Raw genomic sequence first — 23,513 nt, 5'->3', positions numbered from 1 at the left:
AGCGATTGCATTGAAGGCTGTCAGATGGCATTGTATAGATCAAATAGATAATTGAAATATTCAATATAGATTGAAACTATGATGGAAAATTTATCGCGAATGACCCCGGAAAGACTGGCGCGGGATCTGGATTGGAATCTTCTGAAAACATTTTCGGTGATTGCCAAATCCAAAAGTATTACCGATGCTGCAAACACTTTGCGTCTTCGCCAGCCTTCGGTTTCCGCGTCCCTCAAGCGACTGGAGGACAGGTTGGGGAAAAAGCTCATCGAGCGTTCGCCTGGAACATTCCGTCTTACAAAAGCAGGAGAGTTGCTCGAAAGAGAAATTATTGAAATCCATGGCACCATCCTACGTTTTGAAACTCTTTTGCGAGATGCAGAAGATGAAATCCGCGGTCATGTGCGTATCGCAATGGCAAGTTATGTTGAGTGTCCGCTTTTCGATAAAGCTCTCTCACTGTTCCATCAAAATCACCCAAATGCCACGTTATCAATTGAGATTTCCGCAAGTCGACATGCTATTGAAAATCTGATGGCGCGGCGGGCAAGTATTGGTGTTTGTCTAGTGAAAGAACGAAGTCCAAAGTTGAATTATAAGCGACTTTTTCGTGAACATTTTGGCCTGTTTTGTGGTCCTGAACATTCTCTGTTTGGTAAGGAGAATTTGATGCCTCAAGATCTGGCAGGGCATTCAAGTGTGAGCTTTGTAACTGATCAGATGGGGGATGCGCTTCGTCAGGTTGCCTTGATGCGTGCACAGGCAAATCTTGATGATCGCGTGGTTGGAACCTCTGCCAATCTGGAAGAGGTGCGTCGGATGATCATCGCGGGACTCGGAATTGGTCCGCTCCCAATTCACGTGGCGCAGCGAGATGCAGACAATGGCGTTCTTTGGCGCCTGCCGCCCTACACATCTCCACCAGCCATTGATGTCTATGTTGTCGAGAATCCAAAAGCCCAATTGAACCGCGCTGAAATCGCTTTTCGAGACATTATTCATGATCTCATCGATACAACTCCGATCGAAGAACGAATTTATGTGTGAGTTTTGTTGATTGTCGTCGCTTGCCTGCCCTCGTAACCAATAAAAAAACACCCGTCAAACGGTGGGTTTTGGCGTTTTAGATACTGAGCCAATTTGAAGCTGCGAGAAGAGTAGGGCCACCCGCCGGGCCAGCAATGCAGCGCATTGCGATATAGGCCCAAGGGCAGCGAAGTTAAATTAGGAACACAAAACCCATAATATCAAAGGTATATCTGAATTACGCTAAGCCGTTTTTGCGCTACCAGAAAATCATTCAAATATCAACAGTGGACGTACCTGTGCGCTATTATCCGATAATGTGAACTTCCAGGAAATTGCTGCACGCATCCTCATATGGCGTTTAAAACTACACGATCTCTGCCTTTCCATTTCAATTCACACAAGGCCAGCATAACTGATCGCATTGCAATGAATTTCCCCGATCGACAAAATTCAGGCTGGCTGCAATAGTTTGCTTAGATACGAAAGGGGATGCCATCGCGCGGATCAGTGAGCTGTAATTAATTTGAAAACAGATTTCAGTTCCTATCGGCAAATACCCTTGATCTGCTCGTATAATCAGATGGTCACTGCTTGCTCCGATGATGTTAATTCCTGAGGGGGGCGTAAGCCCTTCCGGGTCCGTATCCATATGCCCCATGGCAAGAATACTTTGGAAAACGGGACCAATATCACATGGAGGGTTTGTTACACCAAATGCCGCTTCTGCTGCTTTACCCCAAGGTTTTGAGGGTTTCAACTTGGATTCTATTACTTCCGCGACAAGAGTTATTGCATCAGTATGAAGGCCTTTAATCGGTAAGCGATGGAGTGGTTCACAGCCGAGCAAGATTGCTTCGCCGATACGCAAATTATTAATACGGCCAATGTCCTTACTTCCTAGTGCCCAATTGAGATTGCTTGAATTTCCACCAGAGATAATGGGCAAAACAGGTCCAAAAGTCGCTTCAATCTTGTCCGCTATATTTGATAATTCGGACATGTTTGTATCATCTGGGGAAATACCGCAACGGCACGCAAGATTGGCTCCAATACCTTTAAGCGTGATGTTTGGAAAAAGTAGTGTTTGGCTTACAAACTCCTCCAAGTCGCAAGGCATAATTCCTTCCCGTAAATCTCCAAGTTCCACCATTAACAGCACGTCATGGTTTTGTCCGGATATCTTGGCTGCTTTTGAAAGTGCTGAAATAACCTCCAGCTCAGTGTTCAAGCTCATGGTTGTATCCCGGACTACTTGGGCGGCTTGGTCTATTTTTGGTGAGCGGATTAATGTGATTGGCGCTTTTATTCCTGCTTGAAGTATCGTTTGAATGTTTTCAAGCCTTGAATCCGCCAGACTACTCACGCCTGCCTCCACCAATATATGTGCGACGCTGGGGAGCCCCATTGTGGCCTTTGTGACCGCTGAGACGGAAATACCGCGTGATCCGAGTAATTTGATTAATCTTCTGGCATTCTCACTGATTTTGGAGAGATTAATAACGAGGCGTGGCGTGGTCAATTGACTGTGCCGGTTTCTTTTTCAATGAGATCAGGGAAAAATGCGAGAACCATTTCAACCAATATATCGGCCGGTTTATTTAGTGCATCTGTCACCGGAATACCGAGCGAGTTTTCAAAATCGATGATCGCAGTGTCTATTTCAGAGTCTGTCATATTTTCGTGGTTAAGTGTCAAACCCATCACTTTTGTGTCCGAAAAGGTTTCAATCAATTTAATTTCACTATGTGGCGTTGGCATTGGCATACCATCAAAATCACTTCGGTTAATGCGAGCTGGGGCATGTTGTAGAATAACACCGCTCGGGCATGTTCCCCGTAGGATGAATGAGGATGTGGAAAAAGCAGGATGGCTGAGAGCCCCTTGCCCTTCAACAATAATAACGTCTGGATTTTCATTTTTAAACGCAGTGATGATCACATTTTCTAGCTCACCGGCGCAAAACTGTGAGGGTACAGCATCAAGCGCTATACCATATTGTGCCCCTTGAATTATGCCAGTTTGACCTGTGCCAATCATCACCGCTTTAATACCGCGTGCGTTCAATATCTGCGTTAAAATTGTTGCAGTCGTGCGTTTACCGATGGCGCAGTCAGTGCCTAATACGGCAATTCGAGGGCAAGTAACCTCAGCAATTCTGCCGCTAAACAGATTTAGGTCTTTTTTGTCGCGAGGCTTGCGGATATCTAGAATTGTAACATCGTATTTGAAACATGCGGCAGCGAATGCAGGATCTTCGGTGAGAAATTCATGTAGGCCGTTCACTATATCCATTCCATGACTCATGGCTTCAAAGATAAGGCCTCTTTCGTATGTCGATAGCATTCCACTTGAAGGTGCGATGCCAAATATGAAGAAAGAAGGTGGGTTGCTTGCAATCGATAAAGCCTCAGTAAGATCGCTACAAATTGGTATTCCGTTTGGTGGACCTCCAAGCACTTCGCCGGCATCCAACCCTGCTTTTTCACTATCGATTACGGAAAGGATTTTATATTTCTCTGAATGCCTGACTAGCCCATTGGCGGTTTTGCCATCAATATCACCAAAATTTCCTTCGCAGTATATAATTGCAGTATTAGATTTAATTGAAGTGCTGCGTGTTGGGGGTGGAACTGGTACTTTGAACTTTTTTATTATAATCGGCTCGTTCTTTGAGTCGGCGGATTGCAAGTGGTTTGATTGAGAATTCATAGTCATGATTTTTCCTAGATTTTTGGTTGCCGCAGAGAAGGGCAAATCGCGCCAGCAGCATGATGGCACGAGTGGGACACCTGATGTCCCAGAGCATTGGCAAAGGACAAAGCAATAGCTGGCACTTACTTGAATAAATGCAAAGTATTGGTTGTTAGGGTGATCCAATGAAATCTAAAGTAGATCTCTTGAAAGTGTGCCAGTAATTAAGATCGATTGGTATGCCCGTGTAGGGTTAAACAACCTGCACGGGACAGATAAATGAGCTTAAGTTTTTGCAGCTAATGCCAATTGGCAGGCTGCCGCCAAAGCGCTATTTGGTTTTTCAGATCCCAAAGGTGTCGCCCAGCCAGCTTCTTCTATGATACTGCGTTGTTTGTAACTATTGAATTTTTTTAACTGGATTAATACTTCCATCGAGTTGGGGTCATCTTGCGATTTTTGTAAGCAGTATGGCATTAGGGCCATTGTAACGGCTTCGATGGAATTGTTATTTGATATTCTTTGTGCCGTCTTTTCTGTCATCCATCCTCCCCAACCAAAACCTATTATAGAGAGGGCAATAGCACCTACGCCCGCACCGACAATGGCGGGAGTCGTCCATTCTGGAATTTGCATAATTTCGTCCGATCTGTATCAGGACAGGCGCACAGGATAGTGCGCAAGGTCTGGATTATAGCATATATCCATTAAATACCCAGCATAGTTTATTTATCAAGTGTTTGAGGTTGATTTGAAGAGTAGAAAGAAATCTCAATCTGCTATTGTAACCAAAGGGCATCTCAGATCAGCAGGAAGGTGATCTAGATAAAAAGATTATTGCCGATCTTACTGATGTACTCCACGAGGCTAAGAAGAGGCGGCAAATTATATTTGTAAGCCATAATGCAAATACTATCGTAAATGGGTCTTCTCAGCTTGTAAGATACTTAGATGTTTCTGAGCAAGGAGGACGAGAATTTGAAAAGTTTGGCTCCATAGATGATCTGCAAATTTGCGATTTAATTACAACCACCATGGAAGGCGGCGAAAGAGCTTTTATAGATCGTCAAAACAAATACGGGTACTAGCTTTAAAAACTTAAAAAGGTTCTGACGATTTATGAGTATCAGTATTAAGCATAACTCGTCAATTCTCAAAAAGTCTGTCAAAGATGTTGCGTACCCCCGCAACCAAATGAAAGCCCTTCTAACACCAAGCGTTGAAAGAGCTTTGTCATTGATGTGCAAACCCGTTTGGGTAGGAGTGGTTAGCATCGCAAAAAAAAGCGCGTTCCACCAATGTGGGGAAACGCGCCTTTTTAACTGTAAGTGTGAGCCAGGAGGCCCATACTCCGTTATTTTACCTGTAGGTTTACCGCAGAAGATTTATTGCGTGCTTTATCTACTTCCAAGTCGAAGCTCACATTATCTCCTTCGTTCAAGCCATTCAGGCCTGCCCGTTCAACCGCACTGATATGCACAAACACATCCGAGCCGCCATCTGTTGGAGCAATAAATCCAAAACCTTTGGTTCCATTGAACCATTTTACTGTACCATTAGCCATTTTGATCGTTCCTTTTCGTTTGATCGTTACAAGTCACATTTGACTTATCTTTTGCCACTTGAAAGTGGCTTATTTCGTTTTCGCGAGCCCGCATTTGCGAGCATATGGTTTAATCCTGCCATCGGGTCCGTTGAGCTTGATGCCTTGTTATTGGTTCGAGAGGATTTTCTCACAGTCGATTTAAATTTACGACGACGGTGTTTTGCACCATCCTGCCCCTCAGTCTTCTTAAATTTTCGGCTATTTGAGCTTGTTTTTATCGGCATTTCGGCGATCTTTACGACCTCAATTAAAGGCTGACTATGACTCTCAAGGCGAGTGCCGATCAGTTTTTCAATGCCTTTTAGCAGATCCAGTTCCGCAGCGTCACACAACGAAATCGCCTGGCCAGTTCTGCCTGCTCGTGCTGTGCGACCAATTCTATGAACGTATGATTCCGGAACGTTTGGCAGCTCGTAATTGATAACCAGGGATACATCATCCACATCAATTCCCCGTGCGGCTATATCCGTCGCAACGAGGACAGCAATTTGACCCGTCCGGAAGGAGGCTAACGCCCGTTCTCTCTGTGACTGGCTTTTGTTGCCGTGAATCGCCGCAGCAGATAAGCCGGCCCCTTCCAAATGCCGTGTAACCTTGTCAGCACCCCGTTTTGTGCGAGTGAAGACAATGGAACGGGCTTGCCCGTTCAATAATTTTGTTAATGTCGCGCGCTTTTCCGCCGTCGGAACATGCTGAACGGATTGTTCAATTCGATCAATCGGTTTTGACACCGCTGCCACAGCTATTTCAACCGGATCTGTTTGAAAATCAGTCGCCAGTTTACGAATTTCTCGTGGCATTGTTGCTGACATCATAACTGATTGTCTTTGTTGTGGCAGTTGTCTCATGATTTTTCGAATGGTGGGCATAAATCCCAGATCCAGCATCTGGTCGGCCTCATCCAGTACCACTGAATTTGTCTGTTTCAGTGAAATAACGCCTGCGGCAACATGGTCCAGCAGTCGCCCAGGAGTGGCGACAAGAATATCAACACCAGCTGCGAGAGCTCGAATTTGTTGCTTTGGTTTGACACCACCAACGACTACCGCTACTGAAATCTTCGTAAATTTTGCGTAATCCACAATATTTTTAGCGATTTGAGCGGCCAGTTCACGAGTGGGAGCCATTATCAATGCCTGGCATGTTTTAGGTTTTGCTATTTTGCCGTCTCGCAGAATTTTTTGGAGCAACGGCAGCACGAAAGAAGCCGTTTTCCCGGTTCCTGTCTGCGCAATACCCAAAACATCGTTCCCTGCTATCATAACGGGAATAACATCTGTTTGAATTGGGGTGGGGTTTGTGTAGCCTTCGGCATCAATTGCACGAAGTAAAGCCTCGTCAAGAGCGAGGTCTGTAAACTTAATCAAGTCGTCACTTTCAAAGACCTACAGATCAGCACAAATCATCAGTGCAACTTAAAGGTCTGTTTGTATGGAAGCTTGCGTAGGTGAGCTGCCTTGTTAATTCTGATCCAAAGGGATCTTTCAGGCAACACTATCAATACGACTAATTGCGAGAAGTCTGCACTGTTGGTGTTATGAAATAACAATTACGCCCAGCGCTCGAAGACACATGCTCATAGTTCGATAATAATAGCAACTTAAATTTCAAGATATATGAAAGAAAAATAATAATGCGTATAAGTATCTCGGGTTTAGGGGGCTAGTATTAGATGCTCAAGCTCTTAAATCGGAACGCTAAATCATATTGAGAAAATGGAATGTCGGTAACCGCCTTGAGGGCGGCTTCCCGGGCAAAGGTGGCTATGGCTGGTAGAAGCTAGACTTATAATATCGTATTGCTTTGGTATATCTTTAGAGGATGGAGTGTGATTTAGATTTTTGAGATTTTCAAATGCAATTATTCAGTTGCAAGCATCTTCAACATCTATGGCAAATGTAGCAGCTCGTACAAGTGATCAGACTCAAACAGTCGCTCACGCGTCCGAAGAGGCGTCAACTAATGTCCAAACTGTGTCTAGTGCTGCGGATGAATTGATATCAGCAATTCGTGAGATAAGCCAACAAGTGGCAGAGTCCTCAAGTGTCTCTCGCGTGGCGGTGTCGGAAGCAAAAAATAGTCATGAGTCTGTTAAAGGTCTGATTGCTTCAGTTGTACAAATTAGTGAAGTGATTGAACTAATCAATGATATTGCCGAGCAAACAAACCTACTTGCATTAAATGCAACAATTGAAGCAGCTGCAGCAACGAATGAAATCACACGTAATATTGAGCAGGCATCTGTTGGTACACAAGAAGTGTCTAGCAATATTGTCCATGTAAAAGAAGGGGCAACAGAAGTCGGGAGGGCAGCTGATGATATTGAAAGTTCGACTTGTGAACTATCTGAGCAGGCGGATAGTCTAAAATCAGTTGTTGATCAATTCATCATCAAAATTCGCGAAGCAGGTTAGTGCTGAGTTAATGGAACTGTGAACCTATCTGTAGGTAAGGGCAATTACCCGCCTAAATAGGTAGCGAATATCTTTGCAACGTCACGTATGGTGGTGGTTTCGTCGATTTCCGGGTCTTCCAGGATCATATTCATGGCCGACGAGCCTATTTCAATGATCAGACGAAGCCGGCGTTCTAACTCATCGTCGCTCATCGTGTCTTTTATCCAGGTTTGAGCTGACCTGAGGTTGGAGACAGCGCTCCAATGTGAGGAGAGGCGGATGTCGATCAGTTGTGGGGTTGCGTACAACGTTCGCTGAATGGCAACACCACCTGTAAAATCGCGCGTAATTCGAAGTTGCTCTGAGAGGCTGACTTCAAAGTCTTCAACGGTTGGTTGACATGTGCCAAGATCGCTGACCCATTTGTAAAGCCCTGCGTTTTGAACTTCCATTAACCGCTGCGCCAATTCGTTGAGAATTGCATACTTGTTGGGGAAATAGTGATAGAGCGCAGGTGTGGTAATCCCCGCTGCTTTACATATTTTGTTGGTTGTCAGCTCTTCAAACCCGTCTTCTTCAAGCATCGCTGCCGCCGTCTCCAGGATCAAATGAACGGTTTCTTCGGCCCTTTGTTGTTTTGGGCGCGTGCGCGGCTCTAGCCTTTGGATTTTCATGAGTACCCCTTCAACCAATATTCTTCCTTTTATAACTCATTTGACAGAGGGAAGAAAAGTAATATAGCTTTTACTATAATAATGAACTTGCTGGAGTGAGGGGACTCTAAGTGAAAAAAATAATTCTGGGATTTGGGGCGATTAGTCTGATAGCCGTTGGGGCGTATTTTTTCTTCGGAAGTGGAGGGGCGACCGTTTCCGCGCTTTCAGATCTTCAACTTCGATATGCTGAAAATGCTACTCCATCTGACCCCACCCAAGCTGAAATCTACGATAGATCCTGCCGTGCCTGCCACACCGATAAGGAAAGTAAGGCTCCTTTGACAGGGCATTCTGAAGCTTGGCAGACGCGTATGAACGCACGTGGGATGGACGGTCTGATCAATTCTGTAAAAAATGGCCTTGAAACCATGCCCGCCATGGGGCTTTGCAATGATTGCGGTGATGATGACTTCAAGCGCTTGATTGAATTTATGGCAAAGGAGGCTTCGTAATGGGGGTTAGTAGACGACGTGCCATTCAGGTGGCGGCTGGGGCTGGGATTGCCGCGGCCGTTCCCGGCGTTCAGTATGCATCATGGAGTTTAACTGATCGAACACGGGAGGATTTTGCGAAATCTCCCACCACCGTGTCAGAAGGGCAAAGGCAATGGTCTAATTGGTCGGGAATTGAAGTTGCAACACCAGGGCAGATTGCCGCTCCCGGTTCAATTGATGAGTTGGCTGATGTGTTGAAAACGTCAGAGGGAAGAGTGCGCCCGGTTGGGAGTGGCCATTCGTTCACAGGCCTCGTTCCCAGCAATGGCACAATTGTCGATATCAGCAAATTTGCTGGCATTGAAGAACATGATCAGGCGTCTGAAACAGCAATAATGGGAGCGGGAACCCGGCTTCGGCATGCTGCGCGCTTGCTCGATGAGGTCGGCCTCGGTTTTCATAATTTGCCAGACATTGATGTGCAAACCCTTGCGGGATCTTTTGCCACCGGAACCCATGGGACAGGGGCAAAACTGAAAGCACTGCATGATCACGCCTATGGTATGACGCTGGTCACGCCTACAGGTCAGGTGCTGGATATCACCCGAGATAAAGACCCGGAACTGTTTGCTGCGGCGAAGGTATCACTTGGCGCGCTTGGGGTGATTACCCATTACAAACTTCAGTTACGAGAAAATTATTCTCTGCGTCGCCGGCTCTGGGTGGAGGAAACACAGAAGATTGTCGAGCGGGCTGAGGAAGGTTTTGCAAAGCACCGCAACTATGAATTCTTTTATGTCCCTAATGCGTCTCTCGCTGCGGATTTATCCCATGATGAATATGACGGAGACGTTGAGGGCCTGCCGCCTGAGGAAGATAGCAACGAAATGCTCGATGCCCTGAAACTGTTCAGGGACCATCTGGGCTGGTGGCCTTGGTTAAGGCAAACGGTTTTAGAGGCAGCTTTCCCGCGGGGGCAGGTGGAAGATGTAAATGAGATCTATTGGAAGATGTTGGCGACCACACGAACGTTGAAATTCAATGAGATGGAATATCATATTCCCGTAGAAAACGGTTTCGCCGCTTTTCGTGAGATTTCACAGATACTTGGGAAAAACCCATCCAATTATTTCCCCATGGAGGTTCGGAAAACCGCTCACGATGATGCGTGGTTGAGCCCTTTTAATGATGGGGACCGCATTTCACTGGCAGTACATGCAGCTCATAGTGAGGATTACAGCTTTTTCTTCACGGAACTTGAGCCAGTTTTCCGGAAATACGGAGGGAGGCCTCATTGGGGGAAACTTCATTCTTTGGGGTATGAGGAATTAACAGACCTTTATCCGCGCCTGAGGGATTTTAATGAAATTCGGCGCTCGCTTGATCCGGAGGGTAAGTTCCTAAATTCACATCTGGCAAAAATATTCGGGGAAAAATTCAATGCCTAAACTGTCACGAAGAAACATACTCATTGGCGGAGCGGCGCTGGCGGGCGCTGGTGCTTATCTAGGGCGACCAGATGATAATAGCGGACCACGTAATAACTATTTTGTGGAACTTCAAGCAGCACTAAAACGTGCGGGCATTGCAACCCCCACACTGATCATTGATAAAAAGCGCTTGGACGCCAATATCGACGTATTAAACAGCAGTTTGGCCAATGGTATGGAGTACCGCATTGTTACCAAATCGCTGCCATCGGAAAACCTGATACGTCATATCGCGGAGCGCACAGGAACGAACCGATTAATGACGTTCAATTTGCCCATGCTGATCGCGCAATCAGCGTCGGAACCGGCTGCCGATCAGCTTTTAGGAAAGCCGCTTCCCGTTGCCGCCGCACGACAGTTCTTGGAAGAAGTACGAATTCCAGAAGCAAGAGAGAGAGTCCAGTGGTTGATTGATACGCCTGAGCGACTGGCACAGTATGCTGCACTGGCGTCCGAAACCGGCGCTTCAATGCGTATCTCACTGGAAATAGATGTTGGGCTTCATCGCGGTGGTTTCCGAGAACAGAATGACATCGTTGCAGCTGTAAAAACAATTGAGGCTGATCCCAATTTGAGTTTCAGCGGATTGATGGGATATGAAGCCCACGTCTCAGGCCACCCTGAACTTCTAGGGCTTCGCGAACGTGCCCTGCAAGACAGTTGGGAGAAATACAAAGCTGCAAAAGAAGCGGTTAAATCTGTTATAGGAGAAGAAGCGCTTAACCAGTCCGTCCTTAATGCCGCTGGCAGTCCGACATTTAGGAATTACGCAAACACAGAGATTGCGAATGAAGTGTCTGTTGGATCAGCTTTAGTGAAGCCCTCCAAGTTTGACTTAAGCTCGTTAGATCCGTTTTCCGCAGCATCCTTTATCGCAACACCGGTGCTGAAAACTTATGATCAGACCGAGCTACCACTTACCGGGCTTGGTTTTGTTGATAGTATTCAGCAGACTATGAACCCAAATTCCAAAAAGGCGATCTATATATATGGAGGCTATTGGAAAGCTGTTCCGGTAGATCCTCCCGGGTTGGAGACGAACTCTATCTGGGGAAATTCTTCAAATCAGGAAATGTTCAATGGTGGTGAGAACTTAAACATAACCGTTGATGATTTTGTGTTCTTCCGGCCCATGCAAAGTGAAGCCGTATTCCTTCAATTTGGGGATATTGCTATTTATGACGGAGAAGATATTACTGAATTCTGGCCGGTTTATCCTGCATCAGGGTAAAAGACCGGTATTCAGCGCCGCTTCAACTTCTGAATTGAGTTTTCGAGGGCGTTTAGGAAGTTGCTTCGGTCTTTCTTTGAGAAGGGCGCATTGTAGCCAGTAATTTCACCCGTATCACGTAGGTGCGTGTTGAGGTCGCGCATTGCCATCTTCATGCCGATGGAATTGGAAGTAAATTCCTTACCGTTTGGGCCAAGGACAACACTTCCAACTTTTAAACATCGATCGGCAAGGGGAATATCAGCCGTTATTACCACATCTTTCTCTGTGCAATTCTCGGCGATCCAGTTGTCAGCAGCGTCGAACCCTGCATCAACAACGATTTGCTCAATAAGCGGGCTTTGCGGCAGTCGCATCCAATCGTTGCTGACCACATAACTCAGGATTTGATGTCGGCCCGCAACTCGATAGGTTTCATCTTTAACCGGACACGCATCGGCATCAATAAACACTCTGATCATTTTATTTTTTATCCTGTGTTCTCACACTTATGCGGTGATTGAGCCAAAAGAAGCTGATCCTTTTCTAGTACTTGAGTGCGTTCTGCAGGGCGAATTGTAATGTCACCTTTTACCATACCGGTAAGCCATTCCAAATCGCCCTCCTGCGAGCGTTCAGAACCGATGCGTTTCGCGAGAGATTTCAGCTCTTGTAGGGTGTTCGATTTATTCTGGATTTCAAACTGGAAGACATAATTTGGGGTCATGCCCATGCGAAGGTCTGCCTGAACCAGTTCGTCTTCACCTGTTACGCTCAAGCTATAGAAACCTTTTGTGAAGGCGTTCAGAATATTGTGGGCAGGATAATTATCAAGCTGCGCACAGGTCAGTTGGTTCGGCCATCTTTTATGGGAATAGAAGATCGGCTCATCGCTGGAATTGACGAGTGGTAAGTACAGGTTTGTATAGGTGTCCGGCTGAATTGCGATCGCTTTCCACGCGAAAGTGGTAAAGGGTAAAGGGATGACAAGTATCTGATCTGTCTCGATACCGCGCGCAGCGAACTGCTCGGCTGCTCTATCTTTCATAACGCTTTGCGCAACGAAAGACCACCCAAGATACGCAGTGGAAAGGATGAAGGCACTGCTAAGGATTTTCCCGTAAGCTGGTGTCCATTTAGGACGTATCAGCGCCCAAAGAGTTATAAACAGCAAGGGCAAGGTGTAGAGTGGGTCGATGATGAACATGGACCCTACACCAAAGGGATAATCCGTAAATGGCCAAAGAAGTTGGGTGCCGTATATGGTTGTCGCATCCAGCAAGGCATGGGTCGTAAAAGCGAGGAAAACAGCCAGATAAAAGGCAAGCCTGCCGCCCTCCGGTTTTTTGAAAAAGCGCCAAAGGCCTTCCGCGAGTAGGGGAGTCGCGATTGTTTGCACGATAAGAGAATGGGTTGCGGAACGATGGAAAACAAAATTCTCCAGTGGTCCGCCGTAATCCCAAAATACATCGAGGTCTGGTATTGTTCCTAACACACCACCTGTGAGCGCCGCTTTTCGCAAACCGTGTTTCTTACCCAGACAGGCAACGCCAATCCCGGCGCCTAAGACAAACTGTGTTATTGAATCCATTCTCGCCCATTCCTCAGAATTTTGAGTATTTCATATGGGTATACGTAAAAAAGAAACAAGAAAAGCAATCGGATGTGATGGTGATCGCGTATCTCTTTAGATGATGTCTAATTTATGCTGCTGCAATAAAGTGTTTAAGAGTGCGGGATGGTCTTTAAATATCTCGGCTTTAAAAGGTTCCTCAGAGGCCATTGCGCTGACGAGCGGAAGATCTTCTTGATCCAGCTCGAAGGAGCAATCACCAACGGAAACACTGTATTTATTTGCGCTCTTTAACGGAGCCAGCAGGATTTTAACTTCTGGTGGCTTCACGAGTAGGTCGTCTTGATCCGGCACTTCTATCTCAGGCAAGGTCTCTTCTTCATCTGTATGTATCGGGCGACTGAAATACTGGGTAAGCCATTTGGTGAAGTAATCCTCTTCAAAGATATCCGTCATAAAGGATTTGAAATCTGAAATCTGTTGGGTGCTAATTTGAAAGGGGGCTGCGTCTTCCGTCAGATTTTGACCCAAGTAACGGGGTGGATTTTCATGATGTTCTTCCAGATAATGCCCAAATTCATTGAGCATTTCAGAAAGGGATGGGCCCAGAAAACCAACTGAGTAGGTAAGGGAAGGCTCAAGGCTAACCCCTTCATGCCCAAATTTTGGCGGGATATAAATCACATCACCTTCGGTAACAGTTACCTCTTCACCGTCAAATCCTTCTTTCAGGATTTCAAGGGGAATGCCTTCTATGCAATCTTCATTCTTGATGGGCTCGTGGGCCACTTTCCAGCGGCGTGCGCCTTTCCCCTGGATCAGAAAGACATGGTAACTGTCCGTATGCGCGCCCACGGTGCCGCCTTTAGGGGAAAAGCTAACCATAATGTCATCCAGAAGCCAGCGTGGACAGAAGTTAAACAGTGTCAGCAGATCTGCGGTTTCAGGGTGATATTGATCAATATTTTGGACCAGAAGGCTCCAATCTTCCTCACCCAGTTCAGAAAAGACTTCCTCTTCAAAGGGGCCGTAATCACAACGCCAGTCCTCAATATTTCTACCTTTGCGAACAAGGCGGGATTTGACATCCTCCTCCATGGCGAGGCCAGCCAGATGATCTTCATCAATCAATGCTTCTGTAATGTCTTTCGGGATCATACCCCGAACCACAAACGCTTTCTTATTCCAATAGCTTTTGAAAAATTCTTCTGCTGATGGCAATTGTTCAAGAATAAGAGACATGGAAGAAGCCTATTCACTGGTATGAGGAAACGGGTAAAACCTATAGCTGTTGGAGTAAAGAAAGAGGGGGGCGCTGTCAATTTTTCCCGGGAAAAGTAGGTATCGTTTGACAAATGGCCCTATCTAAAAGATGACAGGCATTCGTGTCCTTTTTCTGGAAAGACAGATCAGATGGAAATTACCGTAGACTTTTTGGATAACCTTCGGCTGGAAGCTAAATTTGATGATTTCTCAATCATCGCGGATCAGCCCATTCGTTATAAAGGTGATGGCACAGCACCAAGTCCATTTGATTATTTTCTGGCGTCTTCTGCGCTTTGCGCCGCTTATTTTATTAAGGTCTATTGTCTGGCGCGGGATATCCCAACAGATGATATCCGTGTTTCCCAGAATAATATTATCGATCCAGAAAATCGGTATGCCCAGATGTTCCAAATTCAGGTGGAACTTCCATCCTCCATTTCTGAAAAAGATCGCATCGGCATCTTAAGGTCCGCCGATCGTTGTACGGTTAAGAAAGTTATCCAGCAGGGACCTGATTTCAAAATTGACGCTGTTGAAGATCTGGATGCCGGATCATTGCTTGAAAGCTATGAGGCAGAAGGCAACACAATGATCCTTGGCAAAGATCTGCCGCTTGAGCAGACCATCTCCAACATGACGAAGATGCTGGCGGATGTTGGGGTGAAAATTGAAGTCGCGTCATGGCGCAACATTGTCCCCAATGTGTGGTCACTCAATATCCGCGAAGCGGCCTCTCCGATGTGCTTTACAAATGGAAAGGGCGCAACGCAGGAAAGCGCACTTTGTTCCGCCCTCGGTGAGTATATCGAGCGGATGAGCTGTAACTTCTTCTACAATGATTATTTCTTTGGCGAAGAAATCGCAGATGCAGAATTTGTCCATTATCCAAACGAAAAATGGTTCAAACCCGGGCCTGACGATGCAATCCCAGAAGGACTGTTGGATGAGCATTGCCTTGAGATTTACAATCCGGATGGGGAGCTAAAAGCCTCTAACCTTATTGATACGAACTCTGGCCGGGCGGATCGCGGGATCGTTGCGCTACCATTCACACGAAGTTCTGATCAGGAAACAGTATATTTTCCGTCGAACCTTCTGGAAAACCTGTTCGTCAGCAATGGTATGAGTGCTGGTAACAACCTGCATGAGGCAAAAGTTCAATGCCTGTCTGAGATTTTTGAACGGGCCATTAAGCGCCAAGTTCTGGAACAGGAAATCACCCTTCCCGATGTTCCGAAAGAAGTGCTCGCTAAATATCCAAGCATTCTCGCCGGTATAGAAGAACTGGAAGAGAAGGGTTTTCCCATTATCGTCAAAGACGCGTCATTGGGCGGAAAATACCCGGTCATGTGTGTGACGCTGATGAACCCGAAAACAAGCGGTGTTTTTGCGTCCTTTGGCGCCCATCCAAGTTTTGAAGTGGCGCTGGAGCGATCCCTGACGGAGCTTATGCAAGGGCGGAGTTTTGAGGGGCTAAACGATGTGCCGCCACCCACATTTAACAGCCATGCAGTGAGCGAGCCCAATAATTTTGTGGAACACTTCATTGACTCAACCGGGCTGGTGTCATGGCGTTTCTTTAGTGAAAAACATGATTACGAATTCTGTGAATGGGATTTCAGCGGCACCAACGAGGAAGAGAATGCGACCCTGATGGGTATTCTGGAAGAGTTGGGGCACGAAGTCTATGTTGCAACCTATGAAGATTTCGGGGCGTCAGCCTGTCGGATTTTGGTGCCCGGATATTCCGAAGTATATGGCGCAGAAGATCTGATTTGGGATAACACCAATAAGTCCCTTAAATTCCGGGAAGATATCCTCAATATCCATTCACTGGATGACGACGCCCTTAACGATCTTCTGGAACGCCTTGAGGAGAGTGAAGAGGATAATTACACCCTTATTTCAGATTTGATCGGCATTGTTTTTGATGAAAACACGGTTTGGGGCAAACTGGATGTGGGGGAGCTTAAAATCATGCTTCACCTTGCCCTTGGTCAGTTTGAAGAAGCTAAGGAGATCATTGTTGATTTCCTCAATTTCAATGACAACACGGTGGAGCGTATTTTGTTCTATCGTGCCATGAGCGCCGTTGTGGACATTGCCATTGAAGATGACCTGGAATTGGATGATTACCTGCCGAGCTTAACCCGTATGTATGGCCCGAAGGTGATGGAACAGGTTGTCGGTTCAGTAACCGGAGAAGTGAAATTCTCTGGCCTTACCAAAACCAGCATGAAGCTAGAGGGGCTCGATAAGCATCTCAGGATGATTGAAAGCTACCAGAAACTTCATAGCGCACGTGCTAAAAACAGATAATTGGAGAGCCCCCTGAATGAAAGGGGGCTTTTTGTTAGGCACCGCCAAAGACGGATTTCAGAATATCAGTTGTCCGGGCAACCGGATTATTACGAATTTCTGCTTCTTCCTTGGCGAGGTAATGGAAAAGGCCTTCAAGTGCCAATTCTGTTGCGTGTTCAGTAAGATCAGCCTGAATATTTGGAACGAACGGATATTTTTTATATTCACCGATCAGATTGTCATAGGCGGCAATGGCACCAACATCTTCTAAAGATTGATCAATCACCGGGCGGACAGTTTCCATCAAATCATCTGTGGAGACTTTACGGAAATATTGTGTGGCCGCATCATCAGGACCATCATAGATTTTCTGTGCATCTTCCAAAGTCATTTCGGTAATGGCTTTCCAGATCAGTTCTTTGGCTTTAGGGGCTGCCGCTTCTGCCCCTTCATTCAGTTTGCTTTCCACCTCATCTGCCATGCCTGAAAGGCCAAACTGACGAAGGTAGGATTGCGCTTTCTGCATTGCCTCGGGCAGGGGGATGTGAATGTCGGGATCATTTTCATAACCGCCATCGGCCCCGATTTGCCCAACGACCCGCTCTGTTCCCACTTTCAAGGCCTCTTTTAGGCCTTCCGTAATTTCAGAAATTCCAAGCTGACTGGAAGAGCTGCTTTCGGAGTTCGTTGTCTGCTCAACGGCCTTAGTCGCCGCATCTTTCAGGCTTTTAAATAAATCCGAACTGGCGGAGGCTGAGCCTGCAGCGGTAAAAACTGAGATCGCAAGTGCGCTAATGAGGAGGCGTTTCATGGTAGGTCCCTATTGAAATAGCTAACTGAATTATAGGGTGCCACATGACTGTGGCAAAAAATCGACTATATTTGTTTCTCTATGCGTACAAGGCTTCGCCTTCCAATGTGATGCGGTGCATTAGGCGGCGTTCGCCGTGGTAATCGTTGAGGGCTTTGTGCCAGGTGGCACGGTTATCCCACATGGCGACTGAACCGGGTTCCCATTCAAAACGATAGGTGAATTCTGGCTGGCTTGCATGATTATAGAGGAGGTCCAAAAGCGCTTTGCTTTCTGCTTCTGTCCAGCCAACAAATCCCAAAGTAAATGCACGATTTACATAGAGGGCTTTTTTGCCGCTGATAGGGTGGGTGATAACGACAGGATGAACGGCATCCTGTGTCGCCAGATCTGGATTGCCGAGACGTCCACCAGTATCCTTGGAGTTTTTGTTTGCCGTGGACTGATATCCAAAACGATGACGGGAAGAGTGGTTTGCTTGAAGGCCATCCAGCACTTCCTTTAATCCATCTGACAATGCTTCATAGGCCGCGTACATGTTTGAGAACATGGTATCACCTCCACGGGACGGCAGTTCGCGGGCAAGCAGAATTGAGCCAAGGGCAGGGATCTGGTCATAGGAATGATCCGTATGCCAATCTTCGCCAATCGCATATTTCTGATCCGGCTCCTTCCTCACTTCAGCAATTTTTGGGTATCCATCTACAGGTTTAAAAAAGCGATTGATGTCAATGTTGCCAAGACATTCTGCAAAAGCCTGGTGGGCATCAGCATCAATATCCTGATCGCGGAAGAAAAGGACGCCGTGCTCTCCCAATCCAGACTTTAAGGTGTTTACAAGTTCCGGGCTCAGTGGTTCTGATAAGTCCACGTTTTCCACGAAAGCACCAACACCGCCATTTGTCCGGCGAAAAGACACTGAATTTGAAAGCACGACAGAACTCCCTTGAGATTTTTGTTTGTTTTTAGAGGTCTATTGATTCTCTTTTTCTCCATTATCTTTCCATAAAATGAGAGAAAGCAATATAAAAGAAAAACAAAATATAGATTTGGTTGTTCCTCGATAACTTGTGATCCAAATGGACCATCTTATGCGCATATTCGAATTTGTTAAAGATGGCACAGACACTCAGCTATCGATACTCACTGAAAACTGCGGATTTCGTGCTGGGATGATTTCAATTTCAAGTGGTTTGTAGGCCAGCGAAATTTGGAATAGATCGGTTCCAATATGAGGAAAAAATAAAGTGAGGCGGATTTCTCCCTGTTGACTTTAATCCAAAAAGCACGAAAGAATTGAATGCGCGACATATTTAAAAAGTAATAAAGCGCAAGGTAACGCTGTCCAAATAATAAGAAGCAGCGGGTCCAATAAGAAAAAAACTGCTTCAAATCTGGGAGGAACGTGATGCAGAAAATAAAGGGTATCGGTAGGAAAGTAATCTCCACTTTTGTGCTGGGAGGCATGGCGTTAGGCGTTGCGGCAACAACAGCAGAAGCGCTGGAACTTCGTTATTCAGATCTTGGTCCACCACGTGGCCCACGCGCTGAAGCACTACAGTGGTGGGCAGATGAACTTGCAAAGCGTACAAATAACGAGGTCACTGTTAAGATTTATTGGAGTCAATCTTTGGTGAAAGCCAAGGAAACGATGAAAGCGGTGGGCGCAGGGCTTGCGGACTCTGGAACAATCCTTGGTATTTATACACCAGCGGAACTTCCACTTTGGAACCTCGCGAATGCACCGTTTGGTGTGTCCGATGTTTGGGTTGGGATGCGGACTTGGCATGAAATGAGGCAAGCTGCGCCTGAACTTCGCCAAGAAACACAGAAAAAGAATGTCCGTATTGTGGCAAACTTCTCAACCGGTGCGGTTGATATTCTCTCGAAAGAGCCGATCACAACCGTTGAGGATGTGAAGGGTAAGAAATTCAGAACAAGTGGTGGCTGGACCGCCCTTCTGAAGAATTTGGGTGCCTCCACTGTGAAAGTCGGTTTTGGTGAGCTTTATCAGGCGCTGGACCGCGGTACCATCGATGCGACACAGAACTATATTCAGGCTGTAAAAGCATATAAACATTATGAAGTTGCTGGTCATATCACAGAAATTTCCATGGGGCAGGTTCTGGGCTTCGGTCTTGGTATCAACTTGAAAACATACAAGAAATTGTCTGATAACAATCGCGAGATCCTTGATCAAGTGAGTGTGGAAATGATGGACCACTTCGCCAAAAGCTATAACGGTGCTGTTGCTGATGCGAAAGCAAAAATGACAGCTGGCATTGACGGCAAGAAAGTTCAGATCCACACCGTTAAAGATGTTGAAAAATGGCAAGCAGCGGGTGCTGGTTTCGTGACAAGCTGGAAAGAAAAAGCAGGCGAAAAAGGTGTGGATGCAGATGCTTTCTATGCCAAGTTTGAAGAAATCAGAGCAAAGTACGAAAAAGAACTCGCTGATAAAGGGTACCCCTGGACCCGTAACTAATAAGAACAAGTAATTGGAAAAGGTGCGGCTCGGCTTAGCCGCACTTTTTTTAGGGGGTATCCTATGAATAGATTTGTCAATTGGATCAGTGACATATTTGCCTATATGTCTATGGCATTCCTGATCTTCATCATGTTGTTTATTACTGTCTCCGTGTGCGGCCGATATTTTATCGGTGTGGCGATCCCGGATGATATTATCATCATGCAGGCGCTGCTTGTGGTGATGGTTTTTCTACCCTTTGCCTATGTTCAGAAGAGGGGGGAGCATTTAAGTGTCTCCATTCTAACGGACAATATGGGGCCTAAAGGTAAGCATATCTGCAAAATACTGGGACTGTTTGTTGGCATCTTCTTTATGGGGATTGTCACGTTGGCATCTTTTGGGGATGCGCACACAGCCTATGTGGATGGTGCTATTTTTGAAGGTCCGCTTGAAATTAAAGAATGGCCTTCACGTGGTTCTGTTTTCATTGGATCCGGTTTGCTGCTTGTACGGCTTGTGCTGGATCTGTTTCTTGCGTTTGTGAATGGCCCGTCTGAAGAGACGACTTATATGCCGTTGGAACACTAGGGGATTTATAGAAAATGGAACCATTAACATTGGGCATTGTGGGACTTGTTGTCCTGCTTGTCTTGATTTTCCTGCAGGTCCCCATGGCGTTTGCACTTGGCACTGTAGGGTTTGTCGGATTGATCATTGCCATTGGTTGGCCAAGCGGTAGTGAATTTGATTTTGAACGTGGTCTTGATGCGGCCTGGTCTTTTGTCAGTTTTGAACCCTTCTCCTTTATCGCGTCATTTTCACTTGTTGCAATTCCACTGTTTTTGATGATGGGATATGTTGCGTTTCACGCAGGCTTTACTAAGGATATTTATCACACGTCCCGGATGTGGCTTGGCGGACTGAAAGGTGGTCTGGCGATGGCATCCGTAGCCGGCTGCGCCATGTTCGCAGCGGTCAGTGGCTCCAGCCTTGCAACCGCAGCGGCGATGGGTAAGCTTGCCGTACCGGAAATGCTGCGATACAAGTATGACAAAGGACTTGCGACCGGTGTGGTCGCAGCAAGTGGTACATTGGGATCTCTGATCCCGCCAAGTATCTTGATGATCCTCTACGGCATCTTTACGGAACAATCCGTAGGCAAGCTACTGATGGCTGGCTTTATTCCAGGTGTTTTGTCTGCCCTGATCTACATGGGTATGATTTGGGTTCGGGCGAAGATCAACCCTGAACTTGCACCGGCACCTGAAGCGGTCACATGGGAGCAAAAGTTCAAATCCTTAAAAGGGACCTGGTCTATTATTGTCCTCTTTGTCATCATTATGGGGGGCATTTACACGGGTTTCGTAACACCAACCGAAGCCGCCGCCGTAGGGGCGCTCGGTGCGTGGGTACTAGGGTTTCTGTCAAAGCGCCTGAACCGAGAGACTTCCAGAAATGCGATCGTAGAGACCGTTACGCAGATCAGTAGTATTTTTGCTGTTGTTCTGGGAGCTAAAATCTTCGTCGGATTTATTGCGATTACGGGTGTTGCCGGGGTGTTGGCTGACTGGGCTGTAGGCCTTGATCTTCCGCCACTTGGTATTCTGCTAGCCTTGTCATTGGTCTACATCATCCTGGGGACATTTATGGATCCGTTGGGGATTATGTTGCTCACGCTTCCTGTGGTGACACCAGTGGTTGAGGGTCTTGGTTTCGATCTGATCTGGTTTGGCGTGATTATGGTCAAATTCCTCGAAATTGGGTTGATTACCCCGCCCGTCGGATTGAATGTTTATGTCTTGAAGGGGGTTGTTGGAAATCAGGTGAAGCTGGAAACCATCTTTAAAGGAATTATCTGGTTTCTTGCGATGGATGTTATCACCTTGTTTATTCTAATTGCTTTCCCACAGATTAGTCTGTGGTTACCTAACCTGCTTTAGATGAAACACAAAAAGCCCGGTTCAACACCGGGCTTTTCTTTTGTCAATTTAGTAGTTTGGCGGGATATCATATTTTTTGAATATCTCATCAAGCCTTCCGGATGCTTTGATCTTCTCAAGTGCTTTGGCCAGTTTATCAAGATGCGGGTAGGGGGCTTTTGAATTGGTCGCCAAAAAAGTTTTAAAAATCTGCACAGGATCACTATAGGTGATCTTGGGATTGTCCAAGCCGCCCAATACGCTGCCTGCAATAATGGTGTCCGTATACCAGGCATCAATTCTGTTTTGATTGAGCTGTTTTAAAAGCTCGCTACCATCTCCCGGAACCCTGTAAACTTTCTCAAAGCCCTGCTCAGTCAGCCAGTTGTCCCAGCTAGATTTTAGCTGGACGCCGATTAGTTTATTTTTCGCCTCTTTAACACTCAGGTTTTCGTTGTTGAAAGAAATGAAATGTGTTTGGTTGTTGAAAATATTTACCTGCCACACATAATGTTCGGCGCGTGTTTTTGTCCAAGAAAGCGGAAAAATCAAAGCTTCTGGTGTTTGCTTCGCCATATGTTGCGCGCGCGCCCAGGGCAGAATATTCAGTTCGTATTTTAGCCCTGCAGTTTTAAAAACCTCATTCACGATATCATAGGCGATACCACGTTTTTCAGGATCTTCCGTGACAACGTGAGAAAAATAGGAAGTATAAACAATAGCTACCTCGGAAGCAGTAGGATGCTTCACGCTAAATAATGTTGCAAGAATTGCAGCTAATACGGGGGCAAGGATTTTTCTCATAATTGGTACTCATTACTACTTTCACCTAATCATTAAAATATAAGAATTAGTTCTGAAAGAAAGACCTAAAAGAAAAGTATGAGGAAAATCATTGCCCACATTGTGGGAGACAGAGGATGAGGGATCCTTATGCTGCGTTGGTTCCAAGGCGGCTGACTTCCGCGATCCAGTTATTTACCAGCCCTTCTTTTGGCTCGCTCGCTCCTGTGAAATGTGTGAATTTGACAGGTTTTATGCCTACAAAACCAAGAATTTGATCCTTAATCTGCCGGATCATTGCGTTCTTGTAAAACCAGCTCATCGCCCAGCCAGGTGTGTCTGACGTCATCAGTACATGCCCTGTTTTGCCAGTTAGCATGGGTTCTGGCATTCCAAGCCAATTTCTTTTGCGTGAATTGAAGGCTGTTCCTGGCAAAAAGGCGCGATCAAAGAAACCTTTCAATTTGGCTGGAAGACTACCCCACCACATGGGTGTTGTAATAACGAAGTGGTCACACCAATCGATATTGTCCATGATCCTTGTTAAGTCAGCTTCAAGTGGTTTTGTGTTCTCAAACCCGCCATATCCAAAGTCAGGATCAAATGAGACATCACATAAATGAATTAGACGAACCTCATGTCCAGCGCTCTGAGCTGTTGTTGCATAGGTTTCAGCAAGGGTGCGATTTAACGATGCCTCCGCGGGATGTCCGTTCAAAATGAAAATGCGTTTCTGTTTCATAAGCTTTCCTAATTAAAATTGACCGTGGTCAATAAATAAGAATGAAAATGACCATGGTCAATAACTATTTTTGACC

General features: G+C 46.1%; 22 protein-coding genes. 9 read left to right on the top strand and 13 right to left on the bottom strand.

The features are described from left to right. The first annotated feature begins 99 nt into the window (after positions 1-99). On the top strand, positions 100-1,047 hold the full coding sequence (locus GUA87_RS13030; RefSeq protein WP_227711863.1) for a LysR family transcriptional regulator: 948 nt from the start codon (positions 100-102) through the stop codon (positions 1,045-1,047). A gap of 370 nt (positions 1,048-1,417) precedes the next feature. Here GUA87_RS13030 and GUA87_RS13025 read toward each other — a convergent pair whose 3' ends face one another. The 5 genes from GUA87_RS13025 to GUA87_RS13005 all read right to left on the bottom strand — a co-directional run bounded on the left by GUA87_RS13025 (position 1,418) and on the right by GUA87_RS13005 (position 6,693). Further along, entirely contained in the window at positions 1,418-2,548 is a 1,131-nt protein-coding gene (locus GUA87_RS13025) for an alanine/ornithine racemase family PLP-dependent enzyme (RefSeq protein ID WP_193716965.1), read from the bottom strand. After that, a complete protein-coding gene (locus tag GUA87_RS13020) occupies positions 2,545-3,744 on the bottom strand; it encodes a DUF1611 domain-containing protein (protein WP_227711862.1) in 1,200 nt (399 codons plus the stop codon). Before GUA87_RS13020 ends, GUA87_RS13025 begins: the two co-directional genes overlap by 4 nt. Before the next feature lie 261 nt (positions 3,745-4,005). Continuing rightward, the gene (locus GUA87_RS13015) at positions 4,006-4,356 is read right to left on the bottom strand and encodes a hypothetical protein (protein WP_193716964.1); all 351 of its coding nucleotides are present in this window, start codon (positions 4,354-4,356) and stop codon (positions 4,006-4,008) included. 718 nt (positions 4,357-5,074) lie between these two features. Then, positions 5,075-5,284: a cold-shock protein gene (locus GUA87_RS13010; protein ID WP_193716963.1), complete on the bottom strand. Its 210-nt coding sequence runs from the start codon at positions 5,282-5,284 to the stop codon at positions 5,075-5,077. Between the two features lie 44 nt (positions 5,285-5,328). After that, complete coding sequence (locus GUA87_RS13005; RefSeq protein WP_193716962.1) at positions 5,329-6,693, bottom strand: DEAD/DEAH box helicase; 1,365 nt, start codon at positions 6,691-6,693, stop codon at positions 5,329-5,331. 474 nt (positions 6,694-7,167) lie between these two features. Here GUA87_RS13005 and GUA87_RS13000 point away from each other — a divergent pair, with 474 nt between their 5' ends. Then, positions 7,168-7,740, top strand: a complete 573-nt coding sequence (locus GUA87_RS13000) for a methyl-accepting chemotaxis protein (RefSeq protein ID WP_227711861.1) — start codon at positions 7,168-7,170, stop codon at positions 7,738-7,740. Between the two features lie 44 nt (positions 7,741-7,784). Here the strand turns inward: GUA87_RS13000 and GUA87_RS12995 are convergent, their stop codons facing one another. Then, the gene (locus tag GUA87_RS12995; RefSeq protein ID WP_193716961.1) at positions 7,785-8,396 is read right to left on the bottom strand and encodes a TetR/AcrR family transcriptional regulator; all 612 of its coding nucleotides are present in this window, start codon (positions 8,394-8,396) and stop codon (positions 7,785-7,787) included. 110 nt (positions 8,397-8,506) lie between these two features. Here GUA87_RS12995 and GUA87_RS12990 point away from each other — a divergent pair, with 110 nt between their 5' ends. Genes GUA87_RS12990 through GUA87_RS12980 form a run of 3 tightly spaced genes read left to right on the top strand, consistent with a single transcriptional unit; the run spans position 8,507 to position 11,593 of the window. Further along, positions 8,507-8,890, top strand: coding sequence for a c-type cytochrome (locus GUA87_RS12990; RefSeq protein WP_193716960.1), 384 nt, complete (start codon positions 8,507-8,509; stop codon positions 8,888-8,890). Next, positions 8,890-10,320, top strand: a complete 1,431-nt coding sequence (locus GUA87_RS12985; RefSeq protein WP_193716959.1) for a D-arabinono-1,4-lactone oxidase — start codon at positions 8,890-8,892, stop codon at positions 10,318-10,320. The genes GUA87_RS12990 and GUA87_RS12985 overlap by 1 nt, the downstream gene beginning before the upstream one ends. Further along, positions 10,313-11,593, top strand: a complete 1,281-nt coding sequence (locus GUA87_RS12980) for an alanine racemase (protein ID WP_193716958.1) — start codon at positions 10,313-10,315, stop codon at positions 11,591-11,593. Before GUA87_RS12985 ends, GUA87_RS12980 begins: the two co-directional genes overlap by 8 nt. Before the next feature lie 11 nt (positions 11,594-11,604). On the opposite strand, the gene GUA87_RS12975 is transcribed toward GUA87_RS12980, so the two are convergent. From GUA87_RS12975 to GUA87_RS12965, 3 genes are all read right to left on the bottom strand, one after another. Beyond that, the gene (locus GUA87_RS12975) at positions 11,605-12,066 is read right to left on the bottom strand and encodes a YaiI/YqxD family protein (RefSeq protein WP_193717061.1); all 462 of its coding nucleotides are present in this window, start codon (positions 12,064-12,066) and stop codon (positions 11,605-11,607) included. Next, positions 12,063-13,163, bottom strand: a complete 1,101-nt coding sequence (locus GUA87_RS12970) for a metal-dependent hydrolase (protein ID WP_193716957.1) — start codon at positions 13,161-13,163, stop codon at positions 12,063-12,065. The genes GUA87_RS12975 and GUA87_RS12970 overlap by 4 nt, the downstream gene beginning before the upstream one ends. Positions 13,164-13,259: 96 nt before the next feature. Beyond that, positions 13,260-14,387 carry a cupin domain-containing protein gene (locus tag GUA87_RS12965; RefSeq protein ID WP_193716956.1) on the bottom strand — a complete coding sequence of 376 codons (1,128 nt, stop codon included), beginning with the start codon at positions 14,385-14,387 and terminating at the stop codon, positions 13,260-13,262. A gap of 171 nt (positions 14,388-14,558) precedes the next feature. Between GUA87_RS12965 and GUA87_RS12960 the strand changes: the two genes are divergently transcribed. Further along, complete coding sequence (locus tag GUA87_RS12960) at positions 14,559-16,730, top strand: OsmC domain/YcaO domain-containing protein (protein ID WP_193716955.1); 2,172 nt, start codon at positions 14,559-14,561, stop codon at positions 16,728-16,730. 34 nt (positions 16,731-16,764) lie between these two features. Here GUA87_RS12960 and GUA87_RS12955 read toward each other — a convergent pair whose 3' ends face one another. Continuing rightward, positions 16,765-17,523: a DUF4197 domain-containing protein gene (locus GUA87_RS12955; RefSeq protein ID WP_193716954.1), complete on the bottom strand. Its 759-nt coding sequence runs from the start codon at positions 17,521-17,523 to the stop codon at positions 16,765-16,767. Between the two features lie 79 nt (positions 17,524-17,602). Next, positions 17,603-18,457, bottom strand: coding sequence for a TauD/TfdA dioxygenase family protein (locus GUA87_RS12950; protein ID WP_321575914.1), 855 nt, complete (start codon positions 18,455-18,457; stop codon positions 17,603-17,605). 474 nt (positions 18,458-18,931) lie between these two features. Here GUA87_RS12950 and GUA87_RS12945 point away from each other — a divergent pair, with 474 nt between their 5' ends. The 3 genes from GUA87_RS12945 to GUA87_RS12935 all read left to right on the top strand — a co-directional run bounded on the left by GUA87_RS12945 (position 18,932) and on the right by GUA87_RS12935 (position 21,933). Continuing rightward, the gene (locus tag GUA87_RS12945; protein ID WP_193716953.1) at positions 18,932-20,008 is read left to right on the top strand and encodes a C4-dicarboxylate TRAP transporter substrate-binding protein; all 1,077 of its coding nucleotides are present in this window, start codon (positions 18,932-18,934) and stop codon (positions 20,006-20,008) included. Between the two features lie 63 nt (positions 20,009-20,071). Then, on the top strand, positions 20,072-20,581 hold the full coding sequence (locus tag GUA87_RS12940) for a TRAP transporter small permease (protein WP_193716952.1): 510 nt from the start codon (positions 20,072-20,074) through the stop codon (positions 20,579-20,581). Between the two features lie 14 nt (positions 20,582-20,595). After that, complete coding sequence (locus tag GUA87_RS12935; RefSeq protein WP_193716951.1) at positions 20,596-21,933, top strand: TRAP transporter large permease; 1,338 nt, start codon at positions 20,596-20,598, stop codon at positions 21,931-21,933. 48 nt (positions 21,934-21,981) lie between these two features. Here GUA87_RS12935 and GUA87_RS12930 read toward each other — a convergent pair whose 3' ends face one another. After that, a complete protein-coding gene (locus GUA87_RS12930; RefSeq protein ID WP_193716950.1) occupies positions 21,982-22,716 on the bottom strand; it encodes a substrate-binding periplasmic protein in 735 nt (244 codons plus the stop codon). 127 nt (positions 22,717-22,843) lie between these two features. Continuing rightward, positions 22,844-23,437, bottom strand: coding sequence for an NAD(P)H-dependent oxidoreductase (locus GUA87_RS12925; RefSeq protein WP_193716949.1), 594 nt, complete (start codon positions 23,435-23,437; stop codon positions 22,844-22,846). Positions 23,438-23,513 lie beyond the last annotated feature (76 nt).

The sequence above is a fragment of the Sneathiella sp. P13V-1 genome (genome assembly GCF_015143595.1).
Classification (GTDB): domain Bacteria; phylum Pseudomonadota; class Alphaproteobacteria; order Sneathiellales; family Sneathiellaceae; genus Sneathiella.
This window is presented reverse-complemented; position numbering and strand designations above follow the sequence as displayed.

Coding starts and splice junctions, on each gene's coding strand:
- GUA87_RS12955 (WP_193716954.1), bottom strand. CDS start 17,523: ATGAAACGCCTCCTCATTAGCGCACTTGCGATCTCAGTTTTTACCGCT.
- GUA87_RS13010 (WP_193716963.1), bottom strand. CDS start 5,284: ATGGCTAATGGTACAGTAAAATGGTTCAATGGAACCAAAGGTTTTGGA.
- GUA87_RS12925 (WP_193716949.1), bottom strand. CDS start 23,437: ATGAAACAGAAACGCATTTTCATTTTGAACGGACATCCCGCGGAGGCA.
- GUA87_RS12940 (WP_193716952.1), top strand. CDS start 20,072: ATGAATAGATTTGTCAATTGGATCAGTGACATATTTGCCTATATGTCT.
- GUA87_RS12980 (WP_193716958.1), top strand. CDS start 10,313: ATGCCTAAACTGTCACGAAGAAACATACTCATTGGCGGAGCGGCGCTG.
- GUA87_RS12965 (WP_193716956.1), bottom strand. CDS start 14,387: ATGTCTCTTATTCTTGAACAATTGCCATCAGCAGAAGAATTTTTCAAA.
- GUA87_RS12935 (WP_193716951.1), top strand. CDS start 20,596: ATGGAACCATTAACATTGGGCATTGTGGGACTTGTTGTCCTGCTTGTC.
- GUA87_RS12970 (WP_193716957.1), bottom strand. CDS start 13,163: ATGGATTCAATAACACAGTTTGTCTTAGGCGCCGGGATTGGCGTTGCC.
- GUA87_RS12930 (WP_193716950.1), bottom strand. CDS start 22,716: ATGAGAAAAATCCTTGCCCCCGTATTAGCTGCAATTCTTGCAACATTA.
- GUA87_RS12960 (WP_193716955.1), top strand. CDS start 14,559: ATGGAAATTACCGTAGACTTTTTGGATAACCTTCGGCTGGAAGCTAAA.
- GUA87_RS13015 (WP_193716964.1), bottom strand. CDS start 4,356: ATGCAAATTCCAGAATGGACGACTCCCGCCATTGTCGGTGCGGGCGTA.
- GUA87_RS12985 (WP_193716959.1), top strand. CDS start 8,890: ATGGGGGTTAGTAGACGACGTGCCATTCAGGTGGCGGCTGGGGCTGGG.
- GUA87_RS13030 (WP_227711863.1), top strand. CDS start 100: ATGACCCCGGAAAGACTGGCGCGGGATCTGGATTGGAATCTTCTGAAA.
- GUA87_RS12945 (WP_193716953.1), top strand. CDS start 18,932: ATGCAGAAAATAAAGGGTATCGGTAGGAAAGTAATCTCCACTTTTGTG.
- GUA87_RS13020 (WP_227711862.1), bottom strand. CDS start 3,744: ATGACTATGAATTCTCAATCAAACCACTTGCAATCCGCCGACTCAAAG.
- GUA87_RS12995 (WP_193716961.1), bottom strand. CDS start 8,396: ATGAAAATCCAAAGGCTAGAGCCGCGCACGCGCCCAAAACAACAAAGG.